18 protein-coding genes are annotated in these 25,994 nt (G+C 70.5%); 14 read left to right on the top strand and 4 right to left on the bottom strand.

Translation table 11 applies throughout. The annotated features are described in order from the left end of the window. Window positions 1-469 precede the first annotated feature (469 nt). On the top strand, window positions 470-1,039 hold the full coding sequence (gene nrdR / locus OG933_RS12510) for a transcriptional regulator NrdR (RefSeq protein ID WP_362527816.1): 570 nt from the start codon (window positions 470-472) through the stop codon (window positions 1,037-1,039). 166 nt (window positions 1,040-1,205) lie between these two features. Further along, on the top strand, window positions 1,206-4,106 hold the full coding sequence (locus tag OG933_RS12505; RefSeq protein WP_362527813.1) for a vitamin B12-dependent ribonucleotide reductase: 2,901 nt from the start codon (window positions 1,206-1,208) through the stop codon (window positions 4,104-4,106). 129 nt (window positions 4,107-4,235) lie between these two features. Here the strand turns inward: OG933_RS12505 and OG933_RS12500 are convergent, their stop codons facing one another. Continuing rightward, the gene (locus tag OG933_RS12500; RefSeq protein WP_054243672.1) at window positions 4,236-4,769 is read right to left on the bottom strand and encodes a TerD family protein; all 534 of its coding nucleotides are present in this window, start codon (window positions 4,767-4,769) and stop codon (window positions 4,236-4,238) included. 155 nt (window positions 4,770-4,924) lie between these two features. Here OG933_RS12500 and OG933_RS12495 point away from each other — a divergent pair, with 155 nt between their 5' ends. The 3 genes from OG933_RS12495 to OG933_RS12485 all read left to right on the top strand — a co-directional run bounded on the left by OG933_RS12495 (window position 4,925) and on the right by OG933_RS12485 (window position 7,274). Then, window positions 4,925-5,530: a YdbC family protein gene (locus tag OG933_RS12495; protein WP_020125079.1), complete on the top strand. Its 606-nt coding sequence runs from the start codon at window positions 4,925-4,927 to the stop codon at window positions 5,528-5,530. A gap of 151 nt (window positions 5,531-5,681) precedes the next feature. Further along, window positions 5,682-6,341, top strand: coding sequence for a histidine phosphatase family protein (locus OG933_RS12490; RefSeq protein WP_054243670.1), 660 nt, complete (start codon window positions 5,682-5,684; stop codon window positions 6,339-6,341). 12 nt (window positions 6,342-6,353) lie between these two features. Beyond that, window positions 6,354-7,274, top strand: a complete 921-nt coding sequence (locus OG933_RS12485) for an ADP-ribosylglycohydrolase family protein (RefSeq protein ID WP_362527807.1) — start codon at window positions 6,354-6,356, stop codon at window positions 7,272-7,274. A gap of 350 nt (window positions 7,275-7,624) precedes the next feature. Here OG933_RS12485 and OG933_RS12480 read toward each other — a convergent pair whose 3' ends face one another. After that, complete coding sequence (locus OG933_RS12480) at window positions 7,625-9,172, bottom strand: MFS transporter (RefSeq protein ID WP_362527805.1); 1,548 nt, start codon at window positions 9,170-9,172, stop codon at window positions 7,625-7,627. Between the two features lie 205 nt (window positions 9,173-9,377). Between OG933_RS12480 and OG933_RS12475 the strand changes: the two genes are divergently transcribed. From OG933_RS12475 to OG933_RS12465, 3 genes are all read left to right on the top strand, one after another. After that, entirely contained in the window at window positions 9,378-10,001 is a 624-nt protein-coding gene (locus tag OG933_RS12475) for a TetR/AcrR family transcriptional regulator (RefSeq protein WP_405627095.1), read from the top strand. Between the two features lie 93 nt (window positions 10,002-10,094). Then, window positions 10,095-10,796 (top strand): ribonuclease HII, encoded by a 702-nt coding sequence (locus OG933_RS12470; RefSeq protein ID WP_405627094.1) that lies wholly within the window; start codon window positions 10,095-10,097, stop codon window positions 10,794-10,796. A gap of 68 nt (window positions 10,797-10,864) precedes the next feature. Continuing rightward, window positions 10,865-11,503 carry a hypothetical protein gene (locus OG933_RS12465; RefSeq protein WP_362527796.1) on the top strand — a complete coding sequence of 213 codons (639 nt, stop codon included), beginning with the start codon at window positions 10,865-10,867 and terminating at the stop codon, window positions 11,501-11,503. 204 nt (window positions 11,504-11,707) lie between these two features. Here the strand turns inward: OG933_RS12465 and OG933_RS12460 are convergent, their stop codons facing one another. Further along, the gene (locus tag OG933_RS12460) at window positions 11,708-12,328 is read right to left on the bottom strand and encodes a hypothetical protein (protein ID WP_020125086.1); all 621 of its coding nucleotides are present in this window, start codon (window positions 12,326-12,328) and stop codon (window positions 11,708-11,710) included. Window positions 12,329-12,684: 356 nt separating this feature from the next. Then, window positions 12,685-14,850: a RecQ family ATP-dependent DNA helicase gene (locus OG933_RS12455; RefSeq protein WP_405627092.1), complete on the bottom strand. Its 2,166-nt coding sequence runs from the start codon at window positions 14,848-14,850 to the stop codon at window positions 12,685-12,687. Between the two features lie 164 nt (window positions 14,851-15,014). Between OG933_RS12455 and OG933_RS12450 the strand changes: the two genes are divergently transcribed. The 6 genes from OG933_RS12450 (at window position 15,015) to OG933_RS12425 (ending at window position 25,877) form a co-directional block, all read left to right on the top strand. After that, window positions 15,015-16,958: a DUF4192 family protein gene (locus tag OG933_RS12450; protein WP_405627091.1), complete on the top strand. Its 1,944-nt coding sequence runs from the start codon at window positions 15,015-15,017 to the stop codon at window positions 16,956-16,958. A 706-nt stretch (window positions 16,959-17,664) separates the two neighbouring features. Next, on the top strand, window positions 17,665-19,584 hold the full coding sequence (locus tag OG933_RS12445) for a glycogen debranching N-terminal domain-containing protein (protein WP_405627089.1): 1,920 nt from the start codon (window positions 17,665-17,667) through the stop codon (window positions 19,582-19,584). Window positions 19,585-19,714: 130 nt separating this feature from the next. Beyond that, window positions 19,715-20,473, top strand: coding sequence for an NUDIX hydrolase (locus tag OG933_RS12440; protein ID WP_362527789.1), 759 nt, complete (start codon window positions 19,715-19,717; stop codon window positions 20,471-20,473). A gap of 130 nt (window positions 20,474-20,603) precedes the next feature. Continuing rightward, window positions 20,604-22,862 (top strand): ATP-binding cassette domain-containing protein, encoded by a 2,259-nt coding sequence (locus OG933_RS12435; protein WP_405627087.1) that lies wholly within the window; start codon window positions 20,604-20,606, stop codon window positions 22,860-22,862. Window positions 22,863-23,024: 162 nt separating this feature from the next. Continuing rightward, window positions 23,025-23,912 (top strand): FadR/GntR family transcriptional regulator, encoded by an 888-nt coding sequence (locus tag OG933_RS12430; protein ID WP_171399932.1) that lies wholly within the window; start codon window positions 23,025-23,027, stop codon window positions 23,910-23,912. 426 nt (window positions 23,913-24,338) lie between these two features. Next, a complete protein-coding gene (locus OG933_RS12425) occupies window positions 24,339-25,877 on the top strand; it encodes an RNA polymerase sigma factor (protein ID WP_028806035.1) in 1,539 nt (512 codons plus the stop codon). Window positions 25,878-25,994: the final 117 nt, after the last annotated feature.

The raw sequence follows: 25,994 nt of genomic DNA, 5'->3' as shown, positions 1-25,994 counted from the left end.
GGTGTATGGCTAACATGCCGCCCGGCGGACAAAAGGGCTCATTGTTGTACTCTTCACCGCCGAGACGGATGACCTTGTGAGGTGTGGCCTCAGTCTGCCATCCGGCGCCCCGCAGACCGGGAATTGGCCCCGCTCTGCGCGAGAGTCCCACCTCTCCTCCCTGCGGCGCCCACGGTATCGCCGTATCCGGCGCGCCGATACGGGTGCACGCACGCGTGCACGGGTGGTTTTCGGGTGCTGGGTGTGACGGCGGGATCGCGAGGGGTGAAGGCGTCGGACGCGACACGCGTCGCAGCCTGGATGTATGGGCCAAGCCCCCATATGTAGTGGTTGGATTGCACCAGCGGCCCAGAAGTTGTGGTCCCTGGTGTCTTCGGATGCTCGTGGATCGCCTATGCTTGGGGCTGCTTCGAGGGGCCCGTGAGGTCCGGCGAGGCCATTGAGTCTGCTGTGAGGAGGGTTGGAGTTCATGCACTGCCCCTTCTGTAGGCACCCCGACAGCCGTGTCGTCGACAGCCGTACGACGGATGACGGCACGTCGATCCGCAGGCGCCGCCAGTGCCCTGACTGCTCCCGTCGTTTCACGACCGTGGAGACGTGCTCGCTCATGGTGGTGAAGCGGTCCGGAGTCACCGAGCCCTTCAGTCGTATCAAGGTCATCAACGGCGTGCGCAAGGCATGTCAGGGGCGGCCTGTCACCGAGGACGCGCTGGCTCAGCTCGGCCAGCGGGTCGAGGAGGCGGTCCGGGCCACCGGAAGCGCCGAGTTGACCACCCATGACGTGGGGCTGGCCATACTCGGCCCGTTGCAGGAGCTCGACCTCGTCGCCTATCTGCGATTCGCCTCCGTCTACCGGGCGTTCGACTCGCTCGAGGACTTCGAGGCCGCCATCGTGGAACTCAGGAACCAGACGGCACGCCCCGACGCGGACGACGACGACCGCGAGGGCGATGCAGGGACTGTAGTGGGGAGCCGGGAAGACGACGGCGGGCCCGGAGGGACCGTGCAGGTCCCCGAGCCCGCCCACGCCGCCGACTGACCGAAGGGCCGGAACCGGGGTTTCGAGTCCGGGGACGGCCGGGCGGCGGCGGACCAAGACCTGCTGTGGGTGATAGCGAGTGGGTGCCCACAGCACAAGACAGAACACCGTGTCACGGGAACAAACGTGGCATTTTAGGGCGTTTTCGCCCGTAGAGGGAGGCGGCATGACAGAGACGGCGAGCGGTCCGGCACGAGGTTCCCGAGCCAAGGGCACCAAGACCACCAAGGGCCTGCGTATCGAGCGCATCCACACGACCCCCGGCGTGCACCCTTACGACGAGGTGGCCTGGGAGCGTCGTGACGTCGTCATGACCAACTGGCGCGACGGCTCGGTCAATTTCGAGCAGCGTGGCGTCGAGTTCCCCGACTTCTGGTCGGTGAACGCGGTCAACATCGTCACCAGCAAGTACTTCCGTGGTGCCGTCGGCACCCCGCAGCGCGAGACCGGCCTCAGGCAGCTGATCGACCGCATCGTGAAGACGTACCGGAAGGCCGGTGAGGACCACAGGTACTTCTCCTCGCCCGCCGACGCCGAGATCTTCGAGCACGAGCTGGCGTACGCCCTCCTGCACCAGATCTTCAGCTTCAACAGCCCTGTCTGGTTCAACGTCGGCACGCCGCAGCCCCAGCAGGTCTCCGCCTGCTTCATCCTGGCCGTCGACGACTCCATGGAGTCGATCCTCGACTGGTACAAGGAAGAGGGCATGATCTTCAAGGGCGGCTCCGGCGCCGGCCTGAACCTCTCGCGCATCCGCTCCTCCAAGGAGCTCCTCTCCTCCGGCGGCAACGCCTCAGGCCCCGTCTCCTTCATGCGTGGTGCCGACGCCTCCGCCGGCACCATCAAGTCCGGTGGCGCCACCCGTCGCGCGGCCAAGATGGTCGTCCTCGACGTGGACCACCCGGACGTCGAGGACTTCATCGCCACCAAGGTGAAGGAGGAGGAGAAGATCCGCGCCCTGCGTGACGCGGGCTTCGACATGGACCTGGGCGGCGACGACATCACGTCCGTCCAGTACCAGAACGCCAACAACAGCGTCCGCGTGAACGACGAGTTCATGACGGCCGTCGAGAACGGCACCGAGTTCGGCCTCCGCGCCCGTATGACCGGCGAGATCATCGAGAAGGTCGACGCCAAGGCGCTGTTCCGCAAGCTCGCCGAGGCCGCGTGGGCCTGTGCCGACCCGGGCATCCAGTACGACGGTGTGATCAACAACTGGCACACCTGCCCCGAGTCCGGCCGGATCACCGCGTCGAACCCGTGCAGCGAGTACATGCACCTGGACAACACGTCCTGCAACCTCGCCTCGCTGAACCTGATGAAGTTCCTCAAGGACGACGGCAAGGGCAACCAGTCCTTCGAGGCCGACCGCTTCCAGAAGGTCGTCGAGCTCGTCATCACCGCGATGGACATCTCCATCTGCTTCGCGGACTTCCCGACCGAGAAGATCGGCGAGAACACGCGCGCGTTCCGCCAGCTCGGCATCGGCTACGCGAACCTCGGCGCCCTGCTGATGGCCACCGGTCACGCGTACGACTCCGACGGCGGCCGCACACTGGCCGGCGCCATCACCTCCCTGATGACGGGCACGGCCTACCGCCGCTCGGCCGAGCTCGCCTCGGTCGTCGGCACGTACGACGGCTACGCCCGCAACGCCGACGCCCACAACCGCGTCATGAAGCAGCACTCCGACGCCAACGCGACGGCCGTCCGCACGGACGACCTGGACTCCCCGGTCTGGGCCGCCGCCACGGAGGCCTGGCAGGACGTGCTGCGGCTCGGTGAGAAGAACGGTTTCCGTAACTCCCAGGCGTCCGTGCTCGCCCCGACCGGCACCATCGGTCTGGCGATGTCCTGCGACACCACCGGCGTCGAGCCCGACCTCGCCCTGGTCAAGTTCAAGAAGCTGGTCGGCGGCGGCTCGATGCAGATCGTCAACGGCACCGTCCCGCAGGCCCTGCGCCGCCTGGGTTACCAGGAGGAGCAGATCGAGGCGATCGTCGCCCACATCGCCGACAACGGCAACGTGATCGACGCCCCCAGCCTCAAGCCGGAGCACTACGAGGTGTTCGACTGCGCCATGGGCGAGCGTGCCATCTCCCCGATGGGTCACGTCCGCATGATGGCCGCGATCCAGCCCTGGATCTCCGGTGCCATCTCCAAGACGGTCAACATGCCGGAGACGGCGACCGTCGAGGAGGTCGAGGAGATCTACTTCGAGGCCTGGAAGCTCGGCGTCAAGGCGCTCGCGATCTACCGCGACAACTGCAAGGTCGGTCAGCCCCTCTCCGCGAAGACCAAGGAGAAGGAGAAGACCGAGATCACCGAGAAGGCCGAGGAGACGATCCGCACCGCGGTCGAGAAGGTCATCGAGTACCGCCCGGTCCGCAAGCGTCTGCCCAAGGGCCGGCCCGGCATCACGACCTCCTTCACGGTCGGTGGCGCCGAGGGCTACATGACCGCCAACTCCTACCCGGACGACGGTCTCGGCGAGGTCTTCCTGAAGATGTCCAAGCAGGGTTCGACCCTCGCCGGGATGATGGACGCCTTCTCCATCGCGGTCTCCGTCGGTCTCCAGTACGGCGTGCCGCTGGAGACGTACGTCTCGAAGTTCACCAACATGCGCTTCGAGCCGGCCGGCATGACCGACGACCCGGACGTGCGGATGGCGCAGTCGATCGTCGACTACATCTTCCGCCGCCTGGCGCTCGACTTCCTGCCCTTCGAGACGCGTTCCGCGCTCGGCATCCACTCCGCCGAGGAGCGTCAGCGCCACCTGGAGACCGGTTCGTACGAGCCGACCTTCGAGGAGGAGAACGTGGACGTCGAGGGGCTCGCGCAGTCCGCTCCGCGTCAGACGGACCTGAAGGCCGTGGCCACTCCCAAGGTCGACGTCGAGGTGATCGAGCCCGCCCCGAAGCAGGCTCACACCAGCGCCGAGCTGGTGGAGATGCAACTGGGCATCCAGGCCGACGCCCCGCTGTGCTTCTCCTGCGGTACGAAGATGCAGCGGGCAGGTTCCTGCTACATCTGCGAGGGTTGCGGGTCGACCAGCGGTTGCAGCTGATCCCTGCCGTGCCGGTCAGGTCGCGATGACCTGACAAAGGGCGGTGGAGCCGGTTCCCGGCTCCACCGCCCTCGGTGTTTTTGCGGAGGCTCCACCGTCCGTGAGGCGTCGGTGGCGTCCTTGGCGCCTTCAGGAGTGGCGCACCTGGCCCATGGTCCTCGTGAACGTCGCCGGATCGTCCTCGAAGCCCTGGACGCCGGAGTGGAACGACCATCCGTCGGACGACTCGCGCAGGAACTCCCCGACCGTCGCCGCGGTCGCGCCGAGGACGCCGGCGAAGTCGTCCTCGTCCAGGACGGTGTAGCCCTCCCGTATCCGGAAGGCGGGGTTGAGCACACCGACGAACGTCCGGTGCTCCGGGTTCTGTTGTATGACGACACCGACGACCACGCGCGCGTAGCGTGCGTCCAGGCGGTCGAGCTCCAGCGTCATCACCTCGTCCCAGCCGAAGCCCTTGCCGTCCTTGCTGTCCCGGTTGAGGTAGATCGTTCCGTCGGGGGAGCGACTGTCGAAGTGCACCACATAGGCAGGGGCACCATGCGGATCGCTCTCCAGGTAGGTCGCGGCCACGATGTCGAGGTCGGTGGGTGGCTGACCCGTCGGACTCGGGTCCCACTTCAGCGCCATCTCGACCTTGCGGATTCCCTTGTTGAGGCCGCTCACCGGATTCCCCTCCCCGTTTCCCCGTCTGATATCGCCCTGAACCCGCCGACTCCCAGGGCCGGTTGCCCATCCTGCCACGCGCGTGTGCGCCGTCGCAGCGTCGCTCTGTGAACGAGAGTGACCAACGCCACGCCCACTGGCCGTACGATGGCGCGGTGCTGGTCAAGTGGATTCGCTGCACCGTGGTGGACCGCCGCGGTTTCGAACGGGGACAGCGAAAGTGGGCGGGGCTTCTGGGGGAGCCGGGGTTCCGGGGGCAGGGCGGGGGCTGGAGCAGGGGGCGGCCCTCCGTCGCGCATGTCTTCGCGTTCTGGGAGAGCCGCGCCTTCTACGACTCCTTCATGGCGCGTTCCCATGACCGGCTGGCGGCGGCTCAGTCGGGCACCTTCAAGGACGCCCAGGTACGGCTGTTCGACTACCGCTTCGACGTGAAGACGGGCTTCGAGCCGCGCTTCACCGACTCCGACCTGCTGCGGGTGGCCCTCTGCCGGGTCCACGAGGAACGCGCCGAGCACTTCACCCTCATGCAGGAGAAGGTGTGGAATCCCGCCATGGCCGGCTCGCCCGGCATGATCCGGGGGCTGTTCGCCGAGGCGCCCGGGCACGAGTTCATGGTGCTCTCGATGTGGCGCTCGGCGGCCGAACACGGAAAGTACCGAACCGAACGCGTGGAGCGGCTCGCGCTGCGCGCCCAGACGGAGGCGGACATATCCGCCCTCACCGGTGACATCGTCGAACTCGAGTCGACCTGGACGGTTTGAAAATCGCACTCACTGACGGACGCCGCGGCGGACGCGGCGGACGCGTCGGTCGGGTGCTGTATGCGCTTTCTGTTGCGGGATTTGTGTGACCTACGCTGTATGAAGGCCGTACGAGTGCTCAGTCGGCCGTCACCCGATCTAGGGTTTTGGCATGGCACGACCACGGCGCATCGTCCTTGTCCGGCACGGGGAGTCAACGGGCAATGTTGATGACACCGTCTACGAGCGTGAACCCGACCACGCACTGGCTCTGACCGAGCGAGGCTGGCAACAGGCGGAGGAGACGGGAAAGACCCTGCGGGAGGTGTTCGGCCACGAGCGGGTCAGCGTGTACGTCTCCCCCTACCGGCGTACGCATGAGACCCTCCGGGCCTTCCACCTGGACCCCGAGCTCATACGGGTACGCGAAGAGCCCCGGCTGCGCGAGCAGGACTGGGGAAACTGGCAGGACCGCGACGACGTACGGTTGCAGAAGACCTACCGGGACGCCTACGGGCACTTCTTCTACCGCTTCGCCCAGGGCGAGAGCGGCGCCGACGTCTACGACCGCGTCGGCGGCTTCCTGGAGAGCCTCTTCCGCAGCTTCGAGGCCCCCGACCATCCGCCAAACGTGCTCATCGTGACCCACGGCCTCGCGATGCGGCTGTTCTGCATGCGCTGGTTCCACTGGACGGTCGCGGAATTCGAGTCCCTCGCGAATCCGGGGAACGCCGAGATGCGGATGCTCGTTCTCGGGGACGACGACAGGTACACGCTCGACCGGCCCTTCAACCGCTGGCGAGATCCGGAACCGTACGGGATCACCGGATAGAGTGGCAGAGCGATGACCGTTGACTCCTCTCCCGACCGGCGCCTGGAGCGCGCGCTGGCCAGCCTGCGCGGCCTCGCCCTGGGTGACGCGCTGGGCTCACAGTTCTTCGTGCCGGTGAACTATCCGCTGCTCCAGCGCCGCGCGCTGCCGCCCGGCCCCTGGCAGTGGACCGACGACACCGAGATGGCCTGCTCCGTCGTGGCCGTCCTGGCCGCCCACCACCGCATCGACCAGGACGCACTGGCGCAGTCCTTCGCGCAGCACCACGACTTCGACCGTGGGTACGGTCCCGCGGTCAACCGGCTGCTGAGACTGGTCAGGGAAGGTGCCGACTGGCGTGAGCTGTCGGCCGCCCTGTTCAACGGGCAGGGATCCTGGGGCAACGGCGCCGCCATGCGCGTCGCCCCGCTGGGAGCCTGGTACGCGGACGATCCCGAGCAGGCGACCCACCAGGCCGAGATCTCCGCCTACCCCACACATCAGCACCGGGAGGCCGTCGTCGGGGCCATGGCCGTCGCCGCGGCCGCCGCGCTGGTCGGCGCCCCGGGAGGGCCGCCCAGCGCCGAGGCGCTTCTGGACGGCGTCGTCGCCCTCGTTCCGAAGAGCGCCGTCGGCGCCGGTCTGCGGCGGGCCAGGGACATGCTCGACTACGCCGACGCGGCCACCGTCGCGGCAGTGCTGGGCTGCGGGAGGCGGACGTCGGCCCACGACACCGTCCCCTTCGCGGTCTGGTCGGCGGCGCGCGCTCTCGGTGACTACGAGACGGCGTTCTGGACCACCGCGCAGGTCGGCGGCGATGTCGACACGACCTGCGCCATCGTGGGCGGAATACTCGCGTCCGGCGAGGCGGGGACGCCTCCGGAGGCGTGGACACGGCAGGTGGAAGCGCTGCCGGGGTGGATGCCGGTGCGCCACGTGGTGCCAGAAGCCTGAAGACAACGCCTGACGCCTGACGCCTGACGTTTGTCGGCGGTCGGCGGTCGGCTCACCGTGCGCCCGCGTCGTCGCGCTGGGCGAGGCGGCGCGGCAGCCGTTGAGAACTCTCGGTGTTCGATGGGAACTCTGCGTGACTGTCCACGCGTTCTTCGGACATCCGCTGTGCGACCTGTGCGTGCAGGTGGGCGGGTGACCGTGGGACGACATGGGGGGTGCGCGTGCGGTTCGAACTGTTGACGATCATGGTGTCGGTATCGAGAGGCCGCGCGGGCCGACCCGGAAGCGGTGGACGCGCCTTCGTCGGGACAGGCGTGGGCACTCCCGGGTCGGCCGACAGTGCTGGTCCGTCAGCCGGCCACGGGGCCCGCCGTGCCGGACAGCGCATCCAGGTCGCTCTTCTGGACACGGATGACGAACCAGGCCGTCACCAGAGCGAGTACGGCCATCGCGGCGGCCGGGACGAAGGCCGTCGAGATCCCGTGGGCGAGTACGTCATGCCCCCAGGGAGCGGGCAACTGGTGCGTCTTGGCGAACTCGGCCTTCTGCTCCGGGGTTCCGTCCGCGAGGAACTTCGGCAGCTGCTTCTCCGCCTCGTCCTTGCTGGCCGTACCGAAGACGGTCGTCAGGATGGACAGGCCGAGCGAACCTCCCACCTGCTGCGTGGCGTTGAGCAGACCGGACGCGGCGCCCGCTTCGTGCGGGGCGACACCCGAGACGGCGGTGACCGTCACCGTCACGAAGTTCAGTCCCATGCCGAAGGCGAAGACCACCATCGGCCCGAGCACTCCGCCGACGTAGGTGCTGTCGGGACTGATGAAGGCCTGCCAGACGAGGCCGACCGCCACCAGCGCGGAACCGACGAGCATGAACGGCTTGGGGCCGACGGTGGGCAGGAAGCGCTGCGACAGACCCGCGCCCGCGGCGATGGCGACCGTGACGGGGAGGAAGGCGAGACCCGCCTTGATCGGGCTGTAGCCCAGCACGTTCTGCACGAAGAGCACGATGTAGAAGAACATGCCGAACATGGCCGCAGCGAGGCTCAGCATGATCACGTACGTACCGGAGCGGTTGCGGTCGGCGAACATCTTCAGCGGAGTGATCGGCTCCTTGGCCCGCGACTCCGTGAACACGAAGGCGACCAGCAGGACCAGTGCGACCGCGAAGGCGCCGACGGTCAGACCGTCCCGCCAGCCTTCCTCCGCCGAGCGGATGAACGCGTAGACCAGGGAGACCATGCCGAGCGTCGAGGTCAGCGCGCCGGCTATGTCGAAGCGGCCGGGGTGACGTTCGGACTCGCTGATGTAGAGCGGAGTGAGGAAGGCGATGAGCACGCCGATGGGCACGTTGACGAACAGCACCCAGCGCCAGTCGAGCCACTCGGTGAGCATGCCGCCCGCGAGCAGGCCGATGGCGCCGCCGCCCGCGGAGACCGCGGCGAAGACACCGAAGGCCCGGTTCCGCTCCGGTCCCTCGGGGAACGTGGTGGTGATGAGCGCCAGCGAGGTGGGCGACGCGATCGCGCCTCCCACGCCCTGGAGGGCGCGTGCGGCGAGCAACTGCCAGGGTTCCTGCGCCAGTCCGCCCAGGAGCGAGGCGAAGGTGAAGAGAAGGATGCCGGCCATGAACACTCGTCGCCGGCCGAGGATGTCACCCGCTCTGGCGCCGAGCAGCAGCAGGCCGCCGAAGGTGAGCGTGTAAGCGCTGACCACCCAGGTGAGATCGGTGGTGCTGAACTTGAGCGAGTCTTGAATGTGCGGAAGCGCGATATTCACAATCGTCGCGTCGAGTACCACCATGAGTTGGCAGGCCGCGATCACGGTGAGTGCGATGCCGGGATGTCCCTCCCGACGGGCCGCCCCCGGTTTCTGGTTCTGAGTCAGCTGAGAGGTTGTCACTATGAGTCCCCCACAAGAGCATTAGTGAACGATGGCGTTCACTGGCCCGACAACGGTAGTGAGTCCCTCGTAGTGAACGCAAGCGTTCACTCGCGGCGTCGCCTCTCGGCGTGTCCCCCGTCGCGGTCGCGCGGAGCCTCGCTCCACCCCCTTGATCCCCGCTCTCCCCTGATCCCCGCTTCCTCTGCTCGCTGGAGACACCTGGATGGATACTTCGCGCTGGACGGCCGCCCCCGCTCGGGCGTCCTCTCCCCGCCGGCGCGGCGCCGTGCTCGAACGTGCGATTCTCGATGCCACGCTGGAGCAGTTGGGCACCGTCGGCTGGAACGGCCTCACGATGGAAGGGGTGGCGGCCGGTGCCCAGACCGGCAAGGCTGCCGTCTATCGCCGCTGGCCGTCCAAGGAGGCCCTCGTCGCGGACGCTCTGCGGGCCGGGCTGCCTCGGCTGGACGCCGTACCCGATCTGGGCAGCGTGCGCGCGGATCTGATGGCGCTGTGCCGTGACGCGCGTGACGCGATGTTCTCCCGCCCCGGCTTCGCGTTGCGTTCGATCATTCACGAATGCGATCCGATGCAGGCCGAACGCTTCCACACCTTGATCATCGACGGAGTGGTGGAGCCGACCGTGAAATTGCTACACGAGGTCGTCAACCGCGGAATCGAGAGAGGAGAGGTGCGGCCCGACGCGGCGAACGGCTATGTCTTCGATGTCATTCCGGCCATGATGATGTATCGATCGAAGATGTGCGGATGCGAATGGGATGATCGCGAGCTCGACGAGATGGTCGACCGGCTCATGCTGCCGCTGCTGCGGCCGGACCGGCCCTGAGCGCGGATTCGGCGGCCTTGTGACCGGTCGGCGGGGGCCCGGTGCCGACCGGGGTGTCGCGGCGGGATCCCGGCGGCGTAATCTAAGGGCGCCATGCCGTACGAACCACCCACTCACACCGTCGAGCGCTCCCTCCGCGCCACGACCGGAGCGAAGGTCATTGCCGGTGTCGACGAGGTGGGCCGCGGTGCCTGGGCCGGACCCGTCACCGTCTGCGCGGCCGTCACCGGACTCCGTCGACCCCCCGTAGGCCTCACCGATTCCAAGCTCCTCACCGTCAAGCGGCGTAACGAGCTCTCGCAGGAGCTGCTGACGTGGGTGACCTCGCACGCCTTGGGTCACGCCTCCCCGGAGGAGATCGACGACCTGGGGATGACCGCCGCGCTCCGGCTCGCCGCCGGGCGGGCCCTGGATGCCCTCCCGATCCGCCCGGACGCGGTGATCCTCGACGGGAAGCACGACTACCTCGGCGCCCCGTGGCGGGTCCGTACGGTGATCAAGGGCGACCAGTCCTGTGTGGCGGTCGCGGCGGCCTCGGTGATCGCCAAGGTCCAGCGCGACAAAATGATGGCCGAACTGGGTATCGACCATGCAGACTTCGGTTTTGTGGACAATGCCGGGTATCCGTCGCCCGTGCACAAGGCCGCACTGGAGGAGCGGGGACCCACTCCGTTCCACCGGTTGTCGTGGGCGTATCTTGATGCGCTGCCCCAGTGGCGGCACCTCAAGAAGGCCCGTACCTGGGCGAACGGGAGCGTTCCGGGAGTCGAAGGTCAACTCGGCTTCGACTTCTGACGATTCCGATCGCACTGATGTGCCACCCGCTGGCGCTTGCAGCGCCAACGTTTGATAAATAACAGCTCATGCCTCTCATTCCCCAGGAGCCTCAGATTCACGAGAGTGCCCAGGGTCCCCGCGCCACTCCGGCCAGTGGCCGCACAGCGCCGACCCCTCGACCCGTACCCGGACCCCGTCCCGCGGCTCCGTCGCGTCCCGGTCGTCCCGGACCCGTCCGGCCCACGCCACCGGCGCAACGCGCGCCGCGTGACACGGCCGCCAAGCCCGGGCCCTCGGCCCCGGCCGCCCCTGCCGTCGCCGCGCCCGCTTCGGTGACTCCTCAGGTCCAGTTGATCCCGGCCTCGGCCGAGGGGGCGCTGGACGCCGCCGAGGAGGCCGTGGACCTCCTCCTGGACTCGGGTCGCACTCCGGGGGAAGTGCTGGTGGTCACCACCGGCGAGCAGCACCCCTGGGCCACCCATGAACTGTCCTTCGGCGAGGCGCCCTACTGGGCGCAGCACGACGCGGGAGACGACGTCTTCTACGCCGATGCCGCAGTGCTGGACCGGGCGGGCGCGCGTCCCGTCGTCGTGGTCGCCGTCAACGGCGGACCCGACACCGTGGCCGCCACCGTTCTGCCGCTGGCCCGCGCTCGGGCGGCCGGCCTGCTGATCGTCTGTGGCGATCCGCAGCAGATCAACGCCGCGCTGGGCGCGGGCGTCTGAGCCGGCTCCGGTAGGCCGTCAGGCGCCGGGGTCACAGAGGCGCCGCTTGTGCGGCGCCTCTGTGGTGTGTGTGCCGTCGGCACGGCCTTGTGCGTGTCGGACGGCCCAGGTCTCGCCGCGCGACGATGCAGGTGGGCCCCCGGGAGGTTTGCGCCTCCCGGGGGCCGACGTGCTTGCGGGCTCTGTTGGCCGCCCGGCCGCCTCTCAGCGGGCTGCCGCGCGACGGAGTACCTCCGAGGCGGCGCCGCCGGTTCGGGGCAGCGGCGGTGGGGCCTCGGACAGGGCGAAGGGTTCCGGAGTCGAATCGGCGTGGGGCCGACGGCCTCCGCGGCCCTCGCCGAGGACCTGCCACCCGTCCCGGGTGAGAGTGATGTACGCCCCACAGCGCAACCCGTGCAACGTGCAGGCGTCACGCAGACCCCACATCCACGCCCCGTCCTCTTCCGTCCAGCGCGCGTCGCCGTCCCGGCAGTAGAGCAGCACGGCGGTGCGTACGGGCGTGCGCAGCCGCAGGTCGTGCGGGATGACCCGGCGCAGCTGGGCGAGCAGGGCGTTGCGGAACATCCAGCCGTCGGACGATGCCTGGCGCCGGGTGAACGAGGCGCTGGCCCGCACCCGTTCGTCCGGGTCGAGCACCGCCACGATCGCGGTGGCCGGCCGTGGCCGGTGCCGCGAGTGCAGTCCGCTGACGACCTCCCGTGGGTTGCGCAGCAGCGGGATGCCGGCCGCTGCCCACTCGGCGGGTTCGAGCAAGCGGGTGGCGGAGGTGGCGGACGTGGACGTCGACAGCGATGCCGCCGAGGACGGAGCGAATCCGAAGGTCACGATCCTCCCTTCGGCTACGGCCCACACAGCGGGCGGGTCGGATTCGGGGGAGCGCACGCCGCAGCAAAGCCCAACCGGACTACGGGCGAGCCGTGCGGGGAGCGGAACTCAATTCTTCCTGGCGAACTGGGATGCGGCAACGAGCAATTGGGGCCACCGACCGTTATGTGACGATGAGTGACTTATATCCTTACCCAGTGATTCTCGGAAGGACACGTGAGCCGACAGCTCACGGTCTGTGAGTGCCTCCGTGGCGGCGGATTCGACAGACAACCACATCGGCACGCCGATGCCGAGACCTCACCGGCAGGCGGTCGGGGGCGCTCGGGACGGGCTTCGCCGGTCGCAACCCGTGGTCAGCCTTGCACGGCCAGTACCAGGGGCAACACCCCCTGCGCGCCCGCGCGACGCAGCATCCGGGCCGCGACCGCGAGGGTCCAGCCCGTCTCGGTGTAGTCGTCGACGAGCAGAACGGGCCCTGAGGCCTCGGCGAGCGCGGCGGCGAGTGCGGGCGGCACCTCCAGCATGCCGTGGAGCGCCTTGAGGCGTTGGGCGCTGTTGCTCCGGGAGATCGGCGAGGCGTCAGTGGTGTACTCCACCGAGCCCAGGAGCGGCAGTCGGCCGACTTCGGCGATGCGCGCACCCAGAGAGTGGATCAACCGCGGTCGGGTGCGGGAGGCGATGGTGACCACGCCGACCGGGCGCGGTGAGGCGTCGGCCACCGCGGAGGCCCAGCCGCCGGGTCCCTTCGCCCAGTCGGCCAGCACCCCCACCACGGCCCTCGCCACATCGTCCGGAACCGGCTCGTCGGAAGCCTGGGCAGTGAACATCGGGCGCAGCCGGTTGCCCCAGCCGATGTCGGAGAGGCGCCCCAACGCACGCCCGGTCGAAGCCTGTTCACCGGCCGGAATGCGCCCCTTGAGCTCCACGCCGATCGTCGGGAGGCCGGTCGGCCACATCCGGCGGGGCTCCACCTCGACGCCCGCGCGGCCCAGGTCCACTCGCGCGGCGTCCAGCGCGGCCGTGGACGTCTCGGCGGTGTAACGTGCCCCCGCGCAGTTGTCGCAGCGGCCGCAGGGCTTGGCGCCTTCGTCATCGAGCTGACGCTGCAGGAACTCCATCCGGCAGTCCGTCGTCGACGCGTACTGCCGCATCGCCTCCTGCTCGGCCTTGCGCTGCCGGGCGACCCACTCGTACCGCTCGGTCTCGTACCTCCACGGCTGCCCGGTCGCGAGCCAGCCGCCCTTGACCCGCTTGACCGCCCCGTCCACGTCGAGGACCTTGAGCATGGTCTCCAGGCGGGAGCGGCGCAGCTCCACCAAGGGCTCCAGAGCGGGCAGCGACACAGGCCGCTCCGCGCGCGCGAGGACATCCAGGGTGCGGCGCACCAGTTCCTCCGACGGGAAGGCCAGCGACGCGAAGTACTCCCAGATCGCCTCGTCCTCCTTCCCCGGCAGCAGGAGCACCTCCGCGTGCTCCACACCGCGACCGGCGCGGCCCACCTGCTGGTAGTAGGCGATGGGGGAGGAGGGCGAGCCCAGGTGCACGACGAATCCGAGGTCGGGCTTGTCGAAGCCCATGCCGAGCGCGGAGGTGGCGACCAGTGCCTTGACCTTGTTGGCCAGCAGGTCCTCCTCGGCCTGCTGCCGGTCGGCGTTCTCCGTGCGTCCGGTGTACGAGGCGACGATGTGGCCGCGCTGGCGGAGGAAGGCGGTGACCTCCTCCGCGGCGGCGACGGTGAGCGTGTAGACGATTCCGGAGCCGGGCAGGTCGTCGAAGTGATCGGCGAGCCACGCCATCCGGTGTGCGGCGTCGGGCAGCCGCAGCACGTTCAGGCTGAGGCTCTCGCGGTCCAGCGGGCCGCGCAGCACCAGGGCGTCCGAGGTGCCGCCGGTGCCGAGCTGTTCGGCGACATCGGACGTCACGCGCGCATTGGCGGTCGCGGTGGTCGCGAGCACCGGTACGCCCGGCGGGAGATCGGTGAGCATGGTCCGCAGCCTGCGGTAGTCCGGGCGGAAGTCGTGGCCCCAGTCGGAGATGCAGTGGGCCTCGTCGACCACGAGCAGTCCGGTCGCGGCGGCCAGCGCGGGCAGCACCTCGTCACGGAAATCAGGGTTGTTGAGCCGCTCCGGACTGACCAGCAGGACGTCGACCTCGCCGGCGGCGATCTCGGCCTGCACGGTGGCCCACTCCTCGGTGTTCGAGGAGTTGATGGTCCGTGCGTGGATACCGGCCCGGGCCGCGGCGTCGACCTGGTTGCGCATCAGGGCGAGCAGCGGAGAGACGATCACGGTGGGGCCGGAACCGCGGGCTCGGAGCAGCGAGGTCGCCACGAAATAGACGGCGGACTTGCCCCACCCGGTCCGCTGCACCACCAGGGCCCGGCGCCGGTCCGCGACCAGCGCCTCGATCGCCCGCCACTGGTCCTCGCGCAGCCGGGCCACGCCCGTGGCGTCGCCGACGAGGCGGGCGAGGACGGTGTCGGCGTCGGCCCGGAGATCCGCGTTGTTCGTGTGCTCCATGCCCCCATACAACAGGACGGCGCTGACAATCCGGCCGGTGACGGGAGGGGGCAGGGCGCTGCCCGGCCGTGCCGCGGCCCTTCCGCTCCGGATGTCTGACGTGCCCCTGATCGGACTTATCCACAGGTCAAGCGGAACCTCATGATCCGCGAGATCGTCGGCGCATGACGAATCACAGCGAAACCACTGGATCCTCCGAAAACGGCGACATCACCGGACGGGACGGACGTGAGCACCCGGCCTGTGCCGGCCACACGGTGTTCGAGGGAGACATCGGGTACGGCGCAAGCCCCGCCGACCACCAGGTCACCCTGCGGACTCCGGCGGAGCTGGCCGACGCCCTCCCCTACCTGCTCGGGTACCGACCGGAGGACAGCATCGTCCTGGTCGCCCTGCACGACCGCGGCGGACGAGGCCGGTTCGGCGGCCGGGCGCGGCTCGGCATTCCCGCGAACCCGGACGACTGGGGAGCCGTCGCCCAGCAGTTGACGCAAGGGCTCGTGAAGGGCAGCGAACGCCGGGGCACCCGTCCCGCGAGCATGGTCGCCTACCTCTGCCAGGAGCCGGGGAAGGGGGAGACGGGCCGTCAGGTCATGGAACGGCTCCAACCGCTGGCCCACCGACTGCGTCTCGAGTGCGGCCGTCTCGACGTCCCCGTGATCGAGGCGCTCTGTATCGCCGACGGCCGTTTCTGGTCGTACTGCTGCGGCGGCAAGGGCTGCTGTCCGGTCGAAGGGGTGGCGATGGGCCTGCCCGGCACCTCCGTGCTGGCCGCGGCCGCGACCTACGCGGGCATCCAGGTCCGGGGCACCCTGCGCGAGTTGCGTGCCCGACTGCTGCCCCTGGAGACCGGTGCCGCACTGGAGCAGGAGATCGCCCTGGACACCGCAGGCATGGCGCTCGTCCCGAGGATCCTCGACGAGGAGAGTCGCGCGGCGGTGGCCGAGGAGACGCTGGACCTGGCCGGGCGGGTTGTGCGCCGCCTCGCCGAGGCGCCTGTCGTGCCGGGTGCTCTCCTGGCGGACCGCCGAGACGACGAACTGCTCGGATTCGACGAGGCCGCAGCTTTGATTCTCGGCCTCCAGGACCGGGTGACGCGTGACCGGGCCGCGGGGTGGATGGAGGGCGACGAGGCGGCCCCCGCCCTGCGTCTCTGGCGGGCCCTGGCACGGCGCTGCGTCGGACCGTACGGCGAGCACGCCGCGGCGCCCCTCACCCTCGCGGGCTGGGTCGCCTGGTCCACCGGCGACGAACTCGAGGCAAGGGAGGCCCTCGCCATGGCACTGGGCGCGGACCCGGACTATCTGTTCGCCCGCCTTCTGCACCAGGCCTGCAACGAGGGCCTCGACCCCGAGTCGGTACGACGCTGTCTGCGCGCCGAGCGCGAGGGACGCGGGCTGCCCACGACAGTGGAGACGCCTGGCGAGACTGCTGTGGCCGAGGGCTCCGAAGACTCCGAGGGCTCCGAAGGCCCACAGGACCCCGGCGGGACGGGGTTCCCCGCAGGCCGGGGCGGAACAGAGCGGGGAGAGGCGCCCACCGTCCTACGGTGTCCAGACGCGGAGAATCGCCCCGGTGAGGAAGGCTGCCCCGAGTCGGGCGGCCGCTCCGGCGAGGAAGACCGCTCCAGCGAGCCGAATGACGCGGACGGCTCCGGCGAAGCACAGCACGAGGACCGGCCCGGCGAAGCCGACCACGAGGACCGGCCCGGCGAAGCCGAGCACGAGGACCGGCCCGGCGAAGTGAAGGGCCGCACCTCCGGCGCACTCCCGCACGCTCCAGCCACGTGCGCGTCAGAATCTGTGCCCGTACCCGCCCCCACGACTGCTCGCAGGCGTCGCCGTGTCCGCCCCACCGGTGTCGGCGCGGTCCACGCACAGGCTGCGGCCGGAGCGGAAGGCGGCCAGGAACCGGAGCCCCGCACGCCGGGAGCGCACGAGCTTCGCGCTCACACACCGAGGCCGCACGCCACGCGCCCTGCCGCGCCGAGCCGAGGAGGATCCCGAACCCGCCCTGTGGGGAAGGCCTCCACGCGGCATCGCGAAAACCGCCCGGAAGGGTCGGAAGGCCTGCGGTCCGACAGCGACGACACGACGGGGCAGGGGTGACGCCCGTTCTGCCGCCGCGGTGAAGGGCGGTGCTGCCGCGTGGGCGGGCCGGCGACGACCGAGGCCGGGTCAACGGACTGCCCTGCCCGGTGAACGCCTGTGGCCGGACACCCCGCCCAAGCAGCCCTGGCCTGGCCTTGAAGTCGGATCAGCAGGCTCCGAAGCCGGCCCCGCCTGTCCGGATCCGGCGGCCATTCGGTGGGGCCTGCGGCCCAGGGGCGTGACCTGGGGGAGTCCCGCCCCGTTCACCTGAGTGGCGGAACGCCTGCACGGGGCGGGCCGCCGCAGCGCACCCGCCCTGCCGGAGCCGTCCACCCGGCCTCGACCATGCCCGAGGCGCACAGAGAGCAGAAGAAGTCACCGCATGCATCAGCCGACTCCGCCCTCAGCCGCCGACGAACGCTCCAGCTACGACACCTCGACGCCGTTCCCCGGCGCGGGCACCGACCCACCGCTCGCGGACGGGCCGGGTCCGCAACGGGCCGGACTTCCCGGCGAGGGCCGGCGCACCTCACCACTCCCTCCGCCCATCGGGCCGGCGGGAGGCCCGCGCCTGTCCACCGGACCGGGCGTCCGTGGCACGTCCGCCCTCCCGTCGGCCGGCACATCGCGTCGCCCGCCGTCGCCCTCGTCCAGAGGCGCCGGACCTCCGCCGGGGACGCCGGCCCCTCCTCGCTCGGTCGGCCTGCCTCCCGCCCACACGGCGATGATCTGCGTCGCCCTGCCGGGCCTCGCCATCTCGACGGATCAGGGGCAGCTGACGGGACATGGGCTGGAGGGGTTCTACCGGGCGGGCCGGCGCATCCTGTCCCGTTGCCAGGTGCGAGTGGCGGGACGTGAACCGCTGGCGGTCCAGGCCCGGATGACCTCGGCCGACCGGGCCCGATTCGTCGGCACGCTCCGTGTCACACCACACGGCGGTCCGGACCCGGACATCGTCGTCGAGCGGACCCGCTCCGCGGACGGCACGGAACTGATCACGCTGCACAGTGCCACCGCCCGACCCCTGCGCCTCCCAGTCGAGGTGGCGCTCGGCACCGATCTGGCCGACCTGGGGGCGATCGCGTCAGGGACCGTGGGGCCCGAACTCGCCGCCACCGTCCACGATTCCGGCCTGCGGTGGTCCTGTGCCGCCGGGGCCTCGAGCGTCACGGCAGACCCGCCCCCGGCCGACGCGATCGCCTCAGCGGGACTGCTGCGCTGGGACTTCGAGGTGCCTCCCGGCGGAACCGTCCGTGTGGAGTTGAGGGTCCGCCTGGACGGTGCGGGACCGGTCCGAGCCGTGGGGCGTGCGGCCACGAGCCCGTTGGCCACGGCGCAGGCGACGGGCGACGATCCACGCGTCCGGGCGCTCCTGGCGACGAGCGTCGCGGATCTTCAGGCCCTGTTGGTGCGAGACCCCGCGCATCCCGCGGACACCCACCTCGCGGCAGGGGCGCCGTGGCGCTGCGGCCTGGCACCGGCGGACGCGCTTGCCGCGGCCCGCATGACACTGCCCCTCGGGACCCGCCTCGCCGCCGGCACGCTGCGCACCCTGGCCCGTACACAGATCACGGCTCCGGGGCCACGGTGCGGCATGATCCCCGGCCCCCGTCGCGACGCGGGCGCGCACCTTCCGCCGGGATGCACGGGCACCGAGGCCACGCTGCTCTTCCCGGTGCTCCTCGCGGAGGCGCGCCGATGGGGCCTGCCCGACCCCGAGACGGAGGAACTGCTCCCGGCGGCCGAGCGCTGCCTGACCTGGCTGCGCACCACGGTCGGCGAGGGGCCCTACCTGAGCGATCCCCAGCCCGGTGGTCCCGTCCGCTGCGAGACACAGGCCCACGCCCACCGGGCCGCGCTGCTCGGCGCCGACCTGCTCGACGCCTGCGGCAGACCGGGCGGGGACTGGCTCCGGGAGTGGGCCCGGAAGCTGCGCGCCACCTTCCGGCGGGACTTCTGGATCGACGACCCCGGAGGCGGCCGGCCCGCGGCCGCCCGTACCCCGGACGGGCGGCCGCTGCCCCACCTCTGCGCGACGGCCGTCCACCTGCTCGACACCGGGTTGCTGGGCGGCGGCGCCCACGCTCCCGGGCTGCTGGACCGGGTGCAGACCGAACAACTGGCCCGGCTGCTCGCCAGCCCCGTCATGAACTCCGGCTGGGGGCTCCGCGGTCTCGGCGCGAAGGAGATCGGCTACAACCCCTTCGGCCACCGCAGCGGTGCCGTCCGGGTCCACGAAACGGCGATCGCCGTCGCCGGGCTGGCCGTCGCGGGCTACGAGAAGGAGGGCGCCGAGCTGCTGCGAGGCGTACTGACGGCGGCCGAGGCCTTCGGGCACCGCCTCCCGGAGATGTACGCGGGGGAGCGACGCGGTGACGGGACAGCCCCGCTTCCCCATCCGGCCGCCTGTCGTCCCGCGGCCACCGCGGCGGCGGCAGGTGTCCTGTTGCTGACCACCCTGGCCGGCGTCCGGCCCGACGCCCCGGCCGGAACCGTCACGCTGCGCCCCCTGCGCGGCGCGCCCCTGGGGGAGATCGGCCTGACCGGGCTGCGGGTCGCCGGCGCCCCCTTCTCCGTACGGGTCAGTCGGCTCGGTCTCGCCATGGTGGAGGAAGCGGCCGACGGCCTCCAATTGGGAGTGTGACCTCGTACGACGCAGCTCCGGACACCGGCCCGGGTGGATGACGACGGCCGTGCGGTACCGAAGTGGATCAGCCATACAAGCGGCCGACGAAGGGAGTGTTTATCGTCAGGAAGACGACTATGATCGCCGCATGCCCTACGACCCGTCAGCCTTTCCGCCCTTCGCCGTCACCGTGGACCTGGTCGTGCTGACCGTGCGCCGCCATGCCCTGTGCGCGCTGGCGGTGCGCAGGGGTGAGGCGCCGTTCCAGGGGTGGTGGGCGCTCCCGGGCGGCTTCGTACGGGCCGACGAGGACCTCACCCAGGCCGCGGCGCGCGAACTGGCCGAGGAGACGGGACTCCGTGCCCACGACCCCTCGGCCCCGGCGTACGACAACGGTGCCCACTTGGAGCAGCTCGCCACGTACGGCGACCCCAAGCGTGACCCCAGGATGCGCGTCGTCAGCGTCGCGCACCTGGCGCTCGCACCGGACCTGCCGGCGCCGCGAGCGGGCGGAGACGCCAGCAACGCGCGTTGGGCGCCGGTCGAGGAACTGCTTCAGCACGGCGGTTACGGGCGGGACGGGGAACCGGTCGCACCCCTTGCCTTCGACCACGCCCAGATCCTCGCGGACGGCGTGGAGCGGGCCCGTTCCAAGATCGAGTACTCGTCCCTGGCGACCGCGTTCTGCCCCACCGAATTCACGGTCGGCGAGCTCCGCCGGGTCTACGAGGCGGTGTGGGGCGTGGCCCTCGACCCGCGGAACTTCCACCGCAAGGTGACCGGCACCCCCGGCTTCCTGGTGCCCACCGGTGGCACCACCACCCGGCAGGGCGGCCGCCCGGCCCAGCTGTTCCGGGCGGGCGGCGCCACCTTGCTCAATCCGCCGATGCTGCGTCCCGAGGTGTGACGCAGGCCCACCGTGCCGGCCCACAGGCGCGGGAGGGGTTCGGGACGGTCGGTCGAGGCTGGGCAACGTCCGCACGGTGCCACCGTGCGGTGAACGGAAAAAAGGGATATACCGCGCTATCTTGCTACGGGTGATCCAGGCCTTCGGACTGACCAGCAACTCCCGCAAGGCGCTTCCGCCCGCCGTCGACGACGTCTCCTTCGAGGCGCGCGCGGGCCGCGTCACCGTGCTGCTCGGAGCGCCGGGCGCGGGCAAGACCACGGCGCTGAGACTGATGCTCGAACTCCAACAGGGCCGCGGGCTCGCCTACTTCCGGGGCCGTCCGCTGCACCGCATCGCCCACCCCTCGCGCGAGGTCGGCGTCCTCCTCGGCGATGTGCCGGGGCACCCGGCCCGCACGGTCCGGGGCCACCTGCGCATGTTGTGCGCGGCCGCCGGGGTTCCGGTGCGGCGGGCCGACGAAGTGCTCGAGGTGGTCGGCCTGGTCAGTCTGCGCGACGAACGCCTGGGCACCCTGTCCCGCGGCGTGGACCGGCGGCTGGGCCTGGCCTGCGCTCTTCTCGCGGACCCGCACACCCTCGTCCTCGACGATCCGGCCGACGGGCTTTCCGGGCGCGAGAACCGCTGGCTGTACGGCATGCTGCGCGCCCACGCGGACCAGGGCGGTACCGTCCTGACGACCACGGCCGATCCCAAGGAGGCCGCCCGCACCGCCGACCGGGTCATCACCCTGGAGCGGGGCACACTGGTCGCCGACCAGGAGGCCACCGACTTCGCCCGCACCCGGCTGCGACCCCGGGTGGCCGTCCGCAGCCCGCATGCCGCCCGCCTGGCAGCCCTGCTCGCCAGGGAGGCGCGAGCCGCGCAACGCTCCGTCGAGGTCGTGCAGGAGGACGGCAACCGGCTCTCGGTGTACGGCAGTAGCTGTGCGCAGGTCGGCGAGACGGCATTCCGGCACGACATCCTGGTCCACCAACTCGCCGACGAGACAGGCGACATGGGGCCGGGAGCAGGGGCGGAGGACCAGCAGGGGGCGCACCCCGAGGCGAGGCCGGGCTCCTCGGCGCAAGCAGGCCGGGGCCCCACGGACGCGGAACCGGTCACCCTCGCCGCCTCCTTCGAGCCGGGCACGGAACGTGCGGAGGTCCCGGAAGACGCACGGCGCGTCGGCGATTCCCGGCGCACGGGAACCGCCGACGCGCCGTGCGGCCCCGACGATGCCCCGCTGCCGCCCCCGGCGCCGTACCGGCCGGTCGACGCGGTGCCTCGCGACGGCATCCCGGCTTCCGACGGCGGCTCGCCGTCCGCTGTCGCGGCGTCCGTCGCCGTAGTCCGAGCCGCGGACGCCCCGGACGCCCCGGACGCGACGGTGTCTCCGACCGTCCCCGACAGGCGCGGCGCGAGTGGACCGGCCGTCTCCGCAGGCGCGATCGTCGACGAACTCCGGCGGCCCGGAGAAGCCGGCACCGCCGACGGTGCCGCCGCGGGTGCCCACCCCGCCGCCTCCCGTTCCTCGGCCGCGTCCGTCGTGTCCTCGGCCCAGCGCCCCGTCCGCCCCTTCGTGTCTCGCGATGTCCACACCCTGCCCGCCCTGCCGCCTCCCATCTCCGTCCGCTCGGCCCCCAGCCCCCTGCGTCCGCTCCGCTACGAACTTCGTCGAGCCACCGGGATCGGCACCGGATTCACCACCGGTGCCGCCGTGCTGATCGTCTCCGCCCTCACCGCCCTGCTCCTGGCCCGCGCGGGTCACACCGCGCAGGCACGGCTGCTGGCCGCGTGGCCCACGGAGCTTCCGCTGCCGCCTGCGGCGCTCGGCGCGGGACTGCTCGGCGCGCTGGCCTTCGGAGACGAATTCCGCCACCCCGCCCTGGCCGCGGACCGCGGCACCGTGCCCCGAAGGCTGGGGGTGCTCACCGCCAAGCTCCTCGTCGCCGCTCTCACCGCGCTGATGCTGGCCTTTCTCACGGTGGGCTGCGACGCCGAAGCGCTCTATCTCGTCTACGGACGGGAGGTCGCACAGGTTCCCGGGGACTGGCTTTCGCTGAGCGCGAGTTGGATCGGCCTCGTGGTCGGCTGCGCCTGGACCGGTGTGCTGGCAGCCGGTGTCTTCCGCTCCACCACGGCCGGGATGGCGGCGGTGGTCGCCATGCCCGTCGTCGTCCTGCCCGTCGTACAGAAGGCCGTGGAGAGCGCGTCCGTGCGGACGGCGGCCGGATTCTCGATGCGGCTGCGCGAGCTGCTCCTGGTGCAGTGGCCCTTCGGTGGAGAGCGCTATCTGGCCGCCGCGGCACGTGTGATTGCCCAACCGGTCGGTGGCGCAATGACGTTGTCGCTGACGGCTCTGCTGTGCGCGTACCTGCTCACGACCCTGCGCAACAGAGCCCGATGACCACCCTCCGGGCCGATCCGATCCCGGCGTGTGCGCAACTCCCCGAAGAAAGCCCATTTCTTTCCGATAAGGCGTCAATTGCGACGGGGTGAGCGATCACCCTTTCGTGTGCTTTTCACCAAAGACCTCAAGGGAGTTGGGAGCAGCGCCGACAAAGGATCCGTGAGTACCCTTGCGCACACCATGATGACCGCCGCCCGCTCCACCGACTCCGGTCTGGCCGGCCCGGGCGAACTCGACCGCTATCCCTTCGGTGAGGCCCCCGTGGCCGAACGCGTCGGAGCCCCCGTATGGGAGTCCGCGGAACCTGAGCTGGGCCGCGTGGGCCGCCGCGCCGCGGGCAGCCGCGGACGCGGACTGCACGGCCAGCTCGTCCAGCAGCTCGGTCAGATGATCGTCTCGGGCGACCTGGGCGCCGACCGACCGCTGGTGCCCGAGGAGATCGGTCAGCGGTTCGAGGTGTCCCGCACCGTCGTCCGCGAGTCGCTGCGTGTCCTGGAGGCCAAAGGCCTGGTCAGTGCCCGGCCGAACGTCGGCACGCGCGTGCGTCCCGTGAGCGACTGGAACCTTCTCGACCCGGACATCATCGAGTGGCGGGCGTTCGGCCCCCAGCGCGATGATCAGCGGCGGGAGCTGAATGAGCTGCGCTGGACGATCGAGCCCCTTGCCGCGCGCCTCGCCGCAGGGCACGGGCGCGCCGACATCCAGCAGCGCATGTCCGACATGGTCGAGATCATGGCGCACGCCATGGGGCAGGGCGACGCGCTCACCTACTCCCGGGCCGACGCCGAGTTCCACTCGCTGCTCATCCAGGTCGCGGGCAACCGCATGCTGGAACACCTTTCCGGGATCGTGTCGTCCGCCCTTCAGGTCTCCGGCGGCCCGGTCACGGGCTGTGACCGGCCGAACGACGCGTCGCTGGGGCACCACGGCCGGATCGTCGACGCCCTCGCGGCGGGCGACGGCGCCGCCGCCGAGACGGCCATGCGAGCGCTGCTCACCGTTCATCCCGAGGTGGAGCGCGTCGTGCCGGCGCCGCGCGAACACTGACCGCACCGCGCGGGGGACGGTCAGGGGCGCCTCCCCCTCCCGCGTCGTCCTCGGCCGCTCCATCCGTACTCTCCCTCGGACCCCGCAGAACCCGTCACGGGGCCTGCGGGGTCCGACGGTCGATGTGGCGGAACCGGCCCTGGCGGTACCGGTAGGCTCGACGGGTGACCTCATCTGCCCGCGTCTGACCGTTTTTGAACGCTTACGGGGTGTGACTCGGGCCACGAAGATTGGGCGTAACGCTTGTGGAAACAACGCGATGACCTAAGAGGTGACCGCCGCGGAGGGAATACGGACGCCGTTCAAGGCGCTGTGAATCCTCCCGGCCCCCGCCCGCGCCGTCGGCCCACCCCCAGGCCGGTGGTCGGCTCCTGTCCGTCACGGACGGGGCCGGAAGCCGTTTTCCAACGTTCCGAGAGGTTGTTCGTGTCGGCCAGCACATCCCGTACGCTCCCGCCTGAGATCGCCGAGTCCGTCTCTGTCATGGCGCTCATTGAGCGGGGAAAGGCTGAGGGGCAGATCGCCGGCGACGATGTGCGTCGGGCCTTCGAAGCTGACCAGATTCCGGCCACTCAGTGGAAGAACGTACTGCGCAGCCTCAACCAGATCCTCGAGGAAGAGGGTGTGACGCTGATGGTCAGTGCCGCGGAGCCCAAGCGCACCCGAAAGAGCGTCGCAGCGAAGAGTCCGGCCAAGCGCACCGCCACCAAGACGGTCGCGGCGAAGGCGGTGACCACGAGGAAGGCCACCGCCACGGCCGCTCCGGCCACCCCGGCCGCTCCTGCTGTGGACGATTCCGCAGACGAAGCCGCCCCCGCCAAGAAGGCGGCTGCCAAGAAGACGACCGCCAAGAAGGCGGTCGCGAAGAAGACCGTCGCCAAGAAGACGGCGGCCAAGAAGACCGCGGGCAAGGACGACGCCGAGGTTGCCGAGGACGAGGTCCTCGAGGATGCCAAGCCCGGCGAAGAGGAAGAGGAGGGGACCGAGAACAAGGGTTTCGTCCTCTCCGACGACGACGAGGACGACGCGCCCGCCCAGCAGGTCGCCGTGGCCGGTGCCACCGCCGACCCGGTGAAGGACTACCTCAAGCAGATCGGCAAGGTCCCGCTGCTCAACGCCGAGCAGGAGGTCGAGCTCGCCAAGCGCATCGAGGCCGGTCTGTTCGCCGAGGACAAGCTGGCCAACGCCGACAAGCTCGCCCCGAAGCTCAAGCGCGAGCTGGAGATCATCGCCGAGGACGGCCGGCGCGCCAAGAACCACCTCCTGGAGGCCAACCTCCGTCTGGTGGTCTCCCTGGCCAAGCGTTACACCGGCCGCGGCATGCTCTTCCTGGACCTCATCCAGGAGGGCAACCTCGGTCTGATCCGCGCGGTCGAGAAGTTCGACTACACCAAGGGCTACAAGTTCTCCACGTACGCCACCTGGTGGATCCGTCAGGCGATCACCCGCGCCATGGCCGACCAGGCCCGCACCATCCGTATCCCGGTGCACATGGTCGAGGTCATCAACAAGCTCGCGCGCGTGCAGCGCCAGATGCTCCAGGACCTGGGCCGCGAGCCCACCCCGGAGGAGCTGGCCAAGGAACTCGACATGACCCCGGAGAAGGTCATCGAGGTCCAGAAGTACGGCCGTGAGCCCATCTCGCTGCACACCCCGCTGGGTGAGGACGGTGACAGCGAGTTCGGTGACCTCATCGAGGACTCCGAGGCCGTGGTCCCGGCCGACGCGGTCAGCTTCACGCTCCTCCAGGAGCAGCTGCACTCCGTCCTCGACACCCTGTCCGAGCGCGAGGCGGGCGTCGTCTCCATGCGGTTCGGTCTCACCGACGGTCAGCCGAAGACCCTCGACGAGATCGGCAAGGTGTACGGCGTGACGCGCGAGCGCATCCGCCAGATCGAGTCCAAGACCATGTCCAAGCTGCGCCACCCGTCCCGTTCGCAGGTGCTGCGCGACTACCTCGACTAGGTCGTAGCCGTACGACGCCGAAGGCCCGGTCTCCCGTGAGGGGGCCGGGCCTTCGGCGTCGGCGCGGGGGTGCGGGCTGCCGCGCGCTGGATGACTCTGGGTGTCCATCAGTCACTC

Origin of the sequence: Streptomyces sp. NBC_00016 (assembly GCF_045040885.1) — a bacterium.
GTDB classification, from domain to species: Bacteria; Actinomycetota; Actinomycetes; order Streptomycetales; family Streptomycetaceae; genus Streptomyces; species Streptomyces coriariae.
The sequence above is the reverse complement of the archived record's forward strand: the minus strand, read 5'-3'. Positions and strand labels throughout refer to the sequence as shown.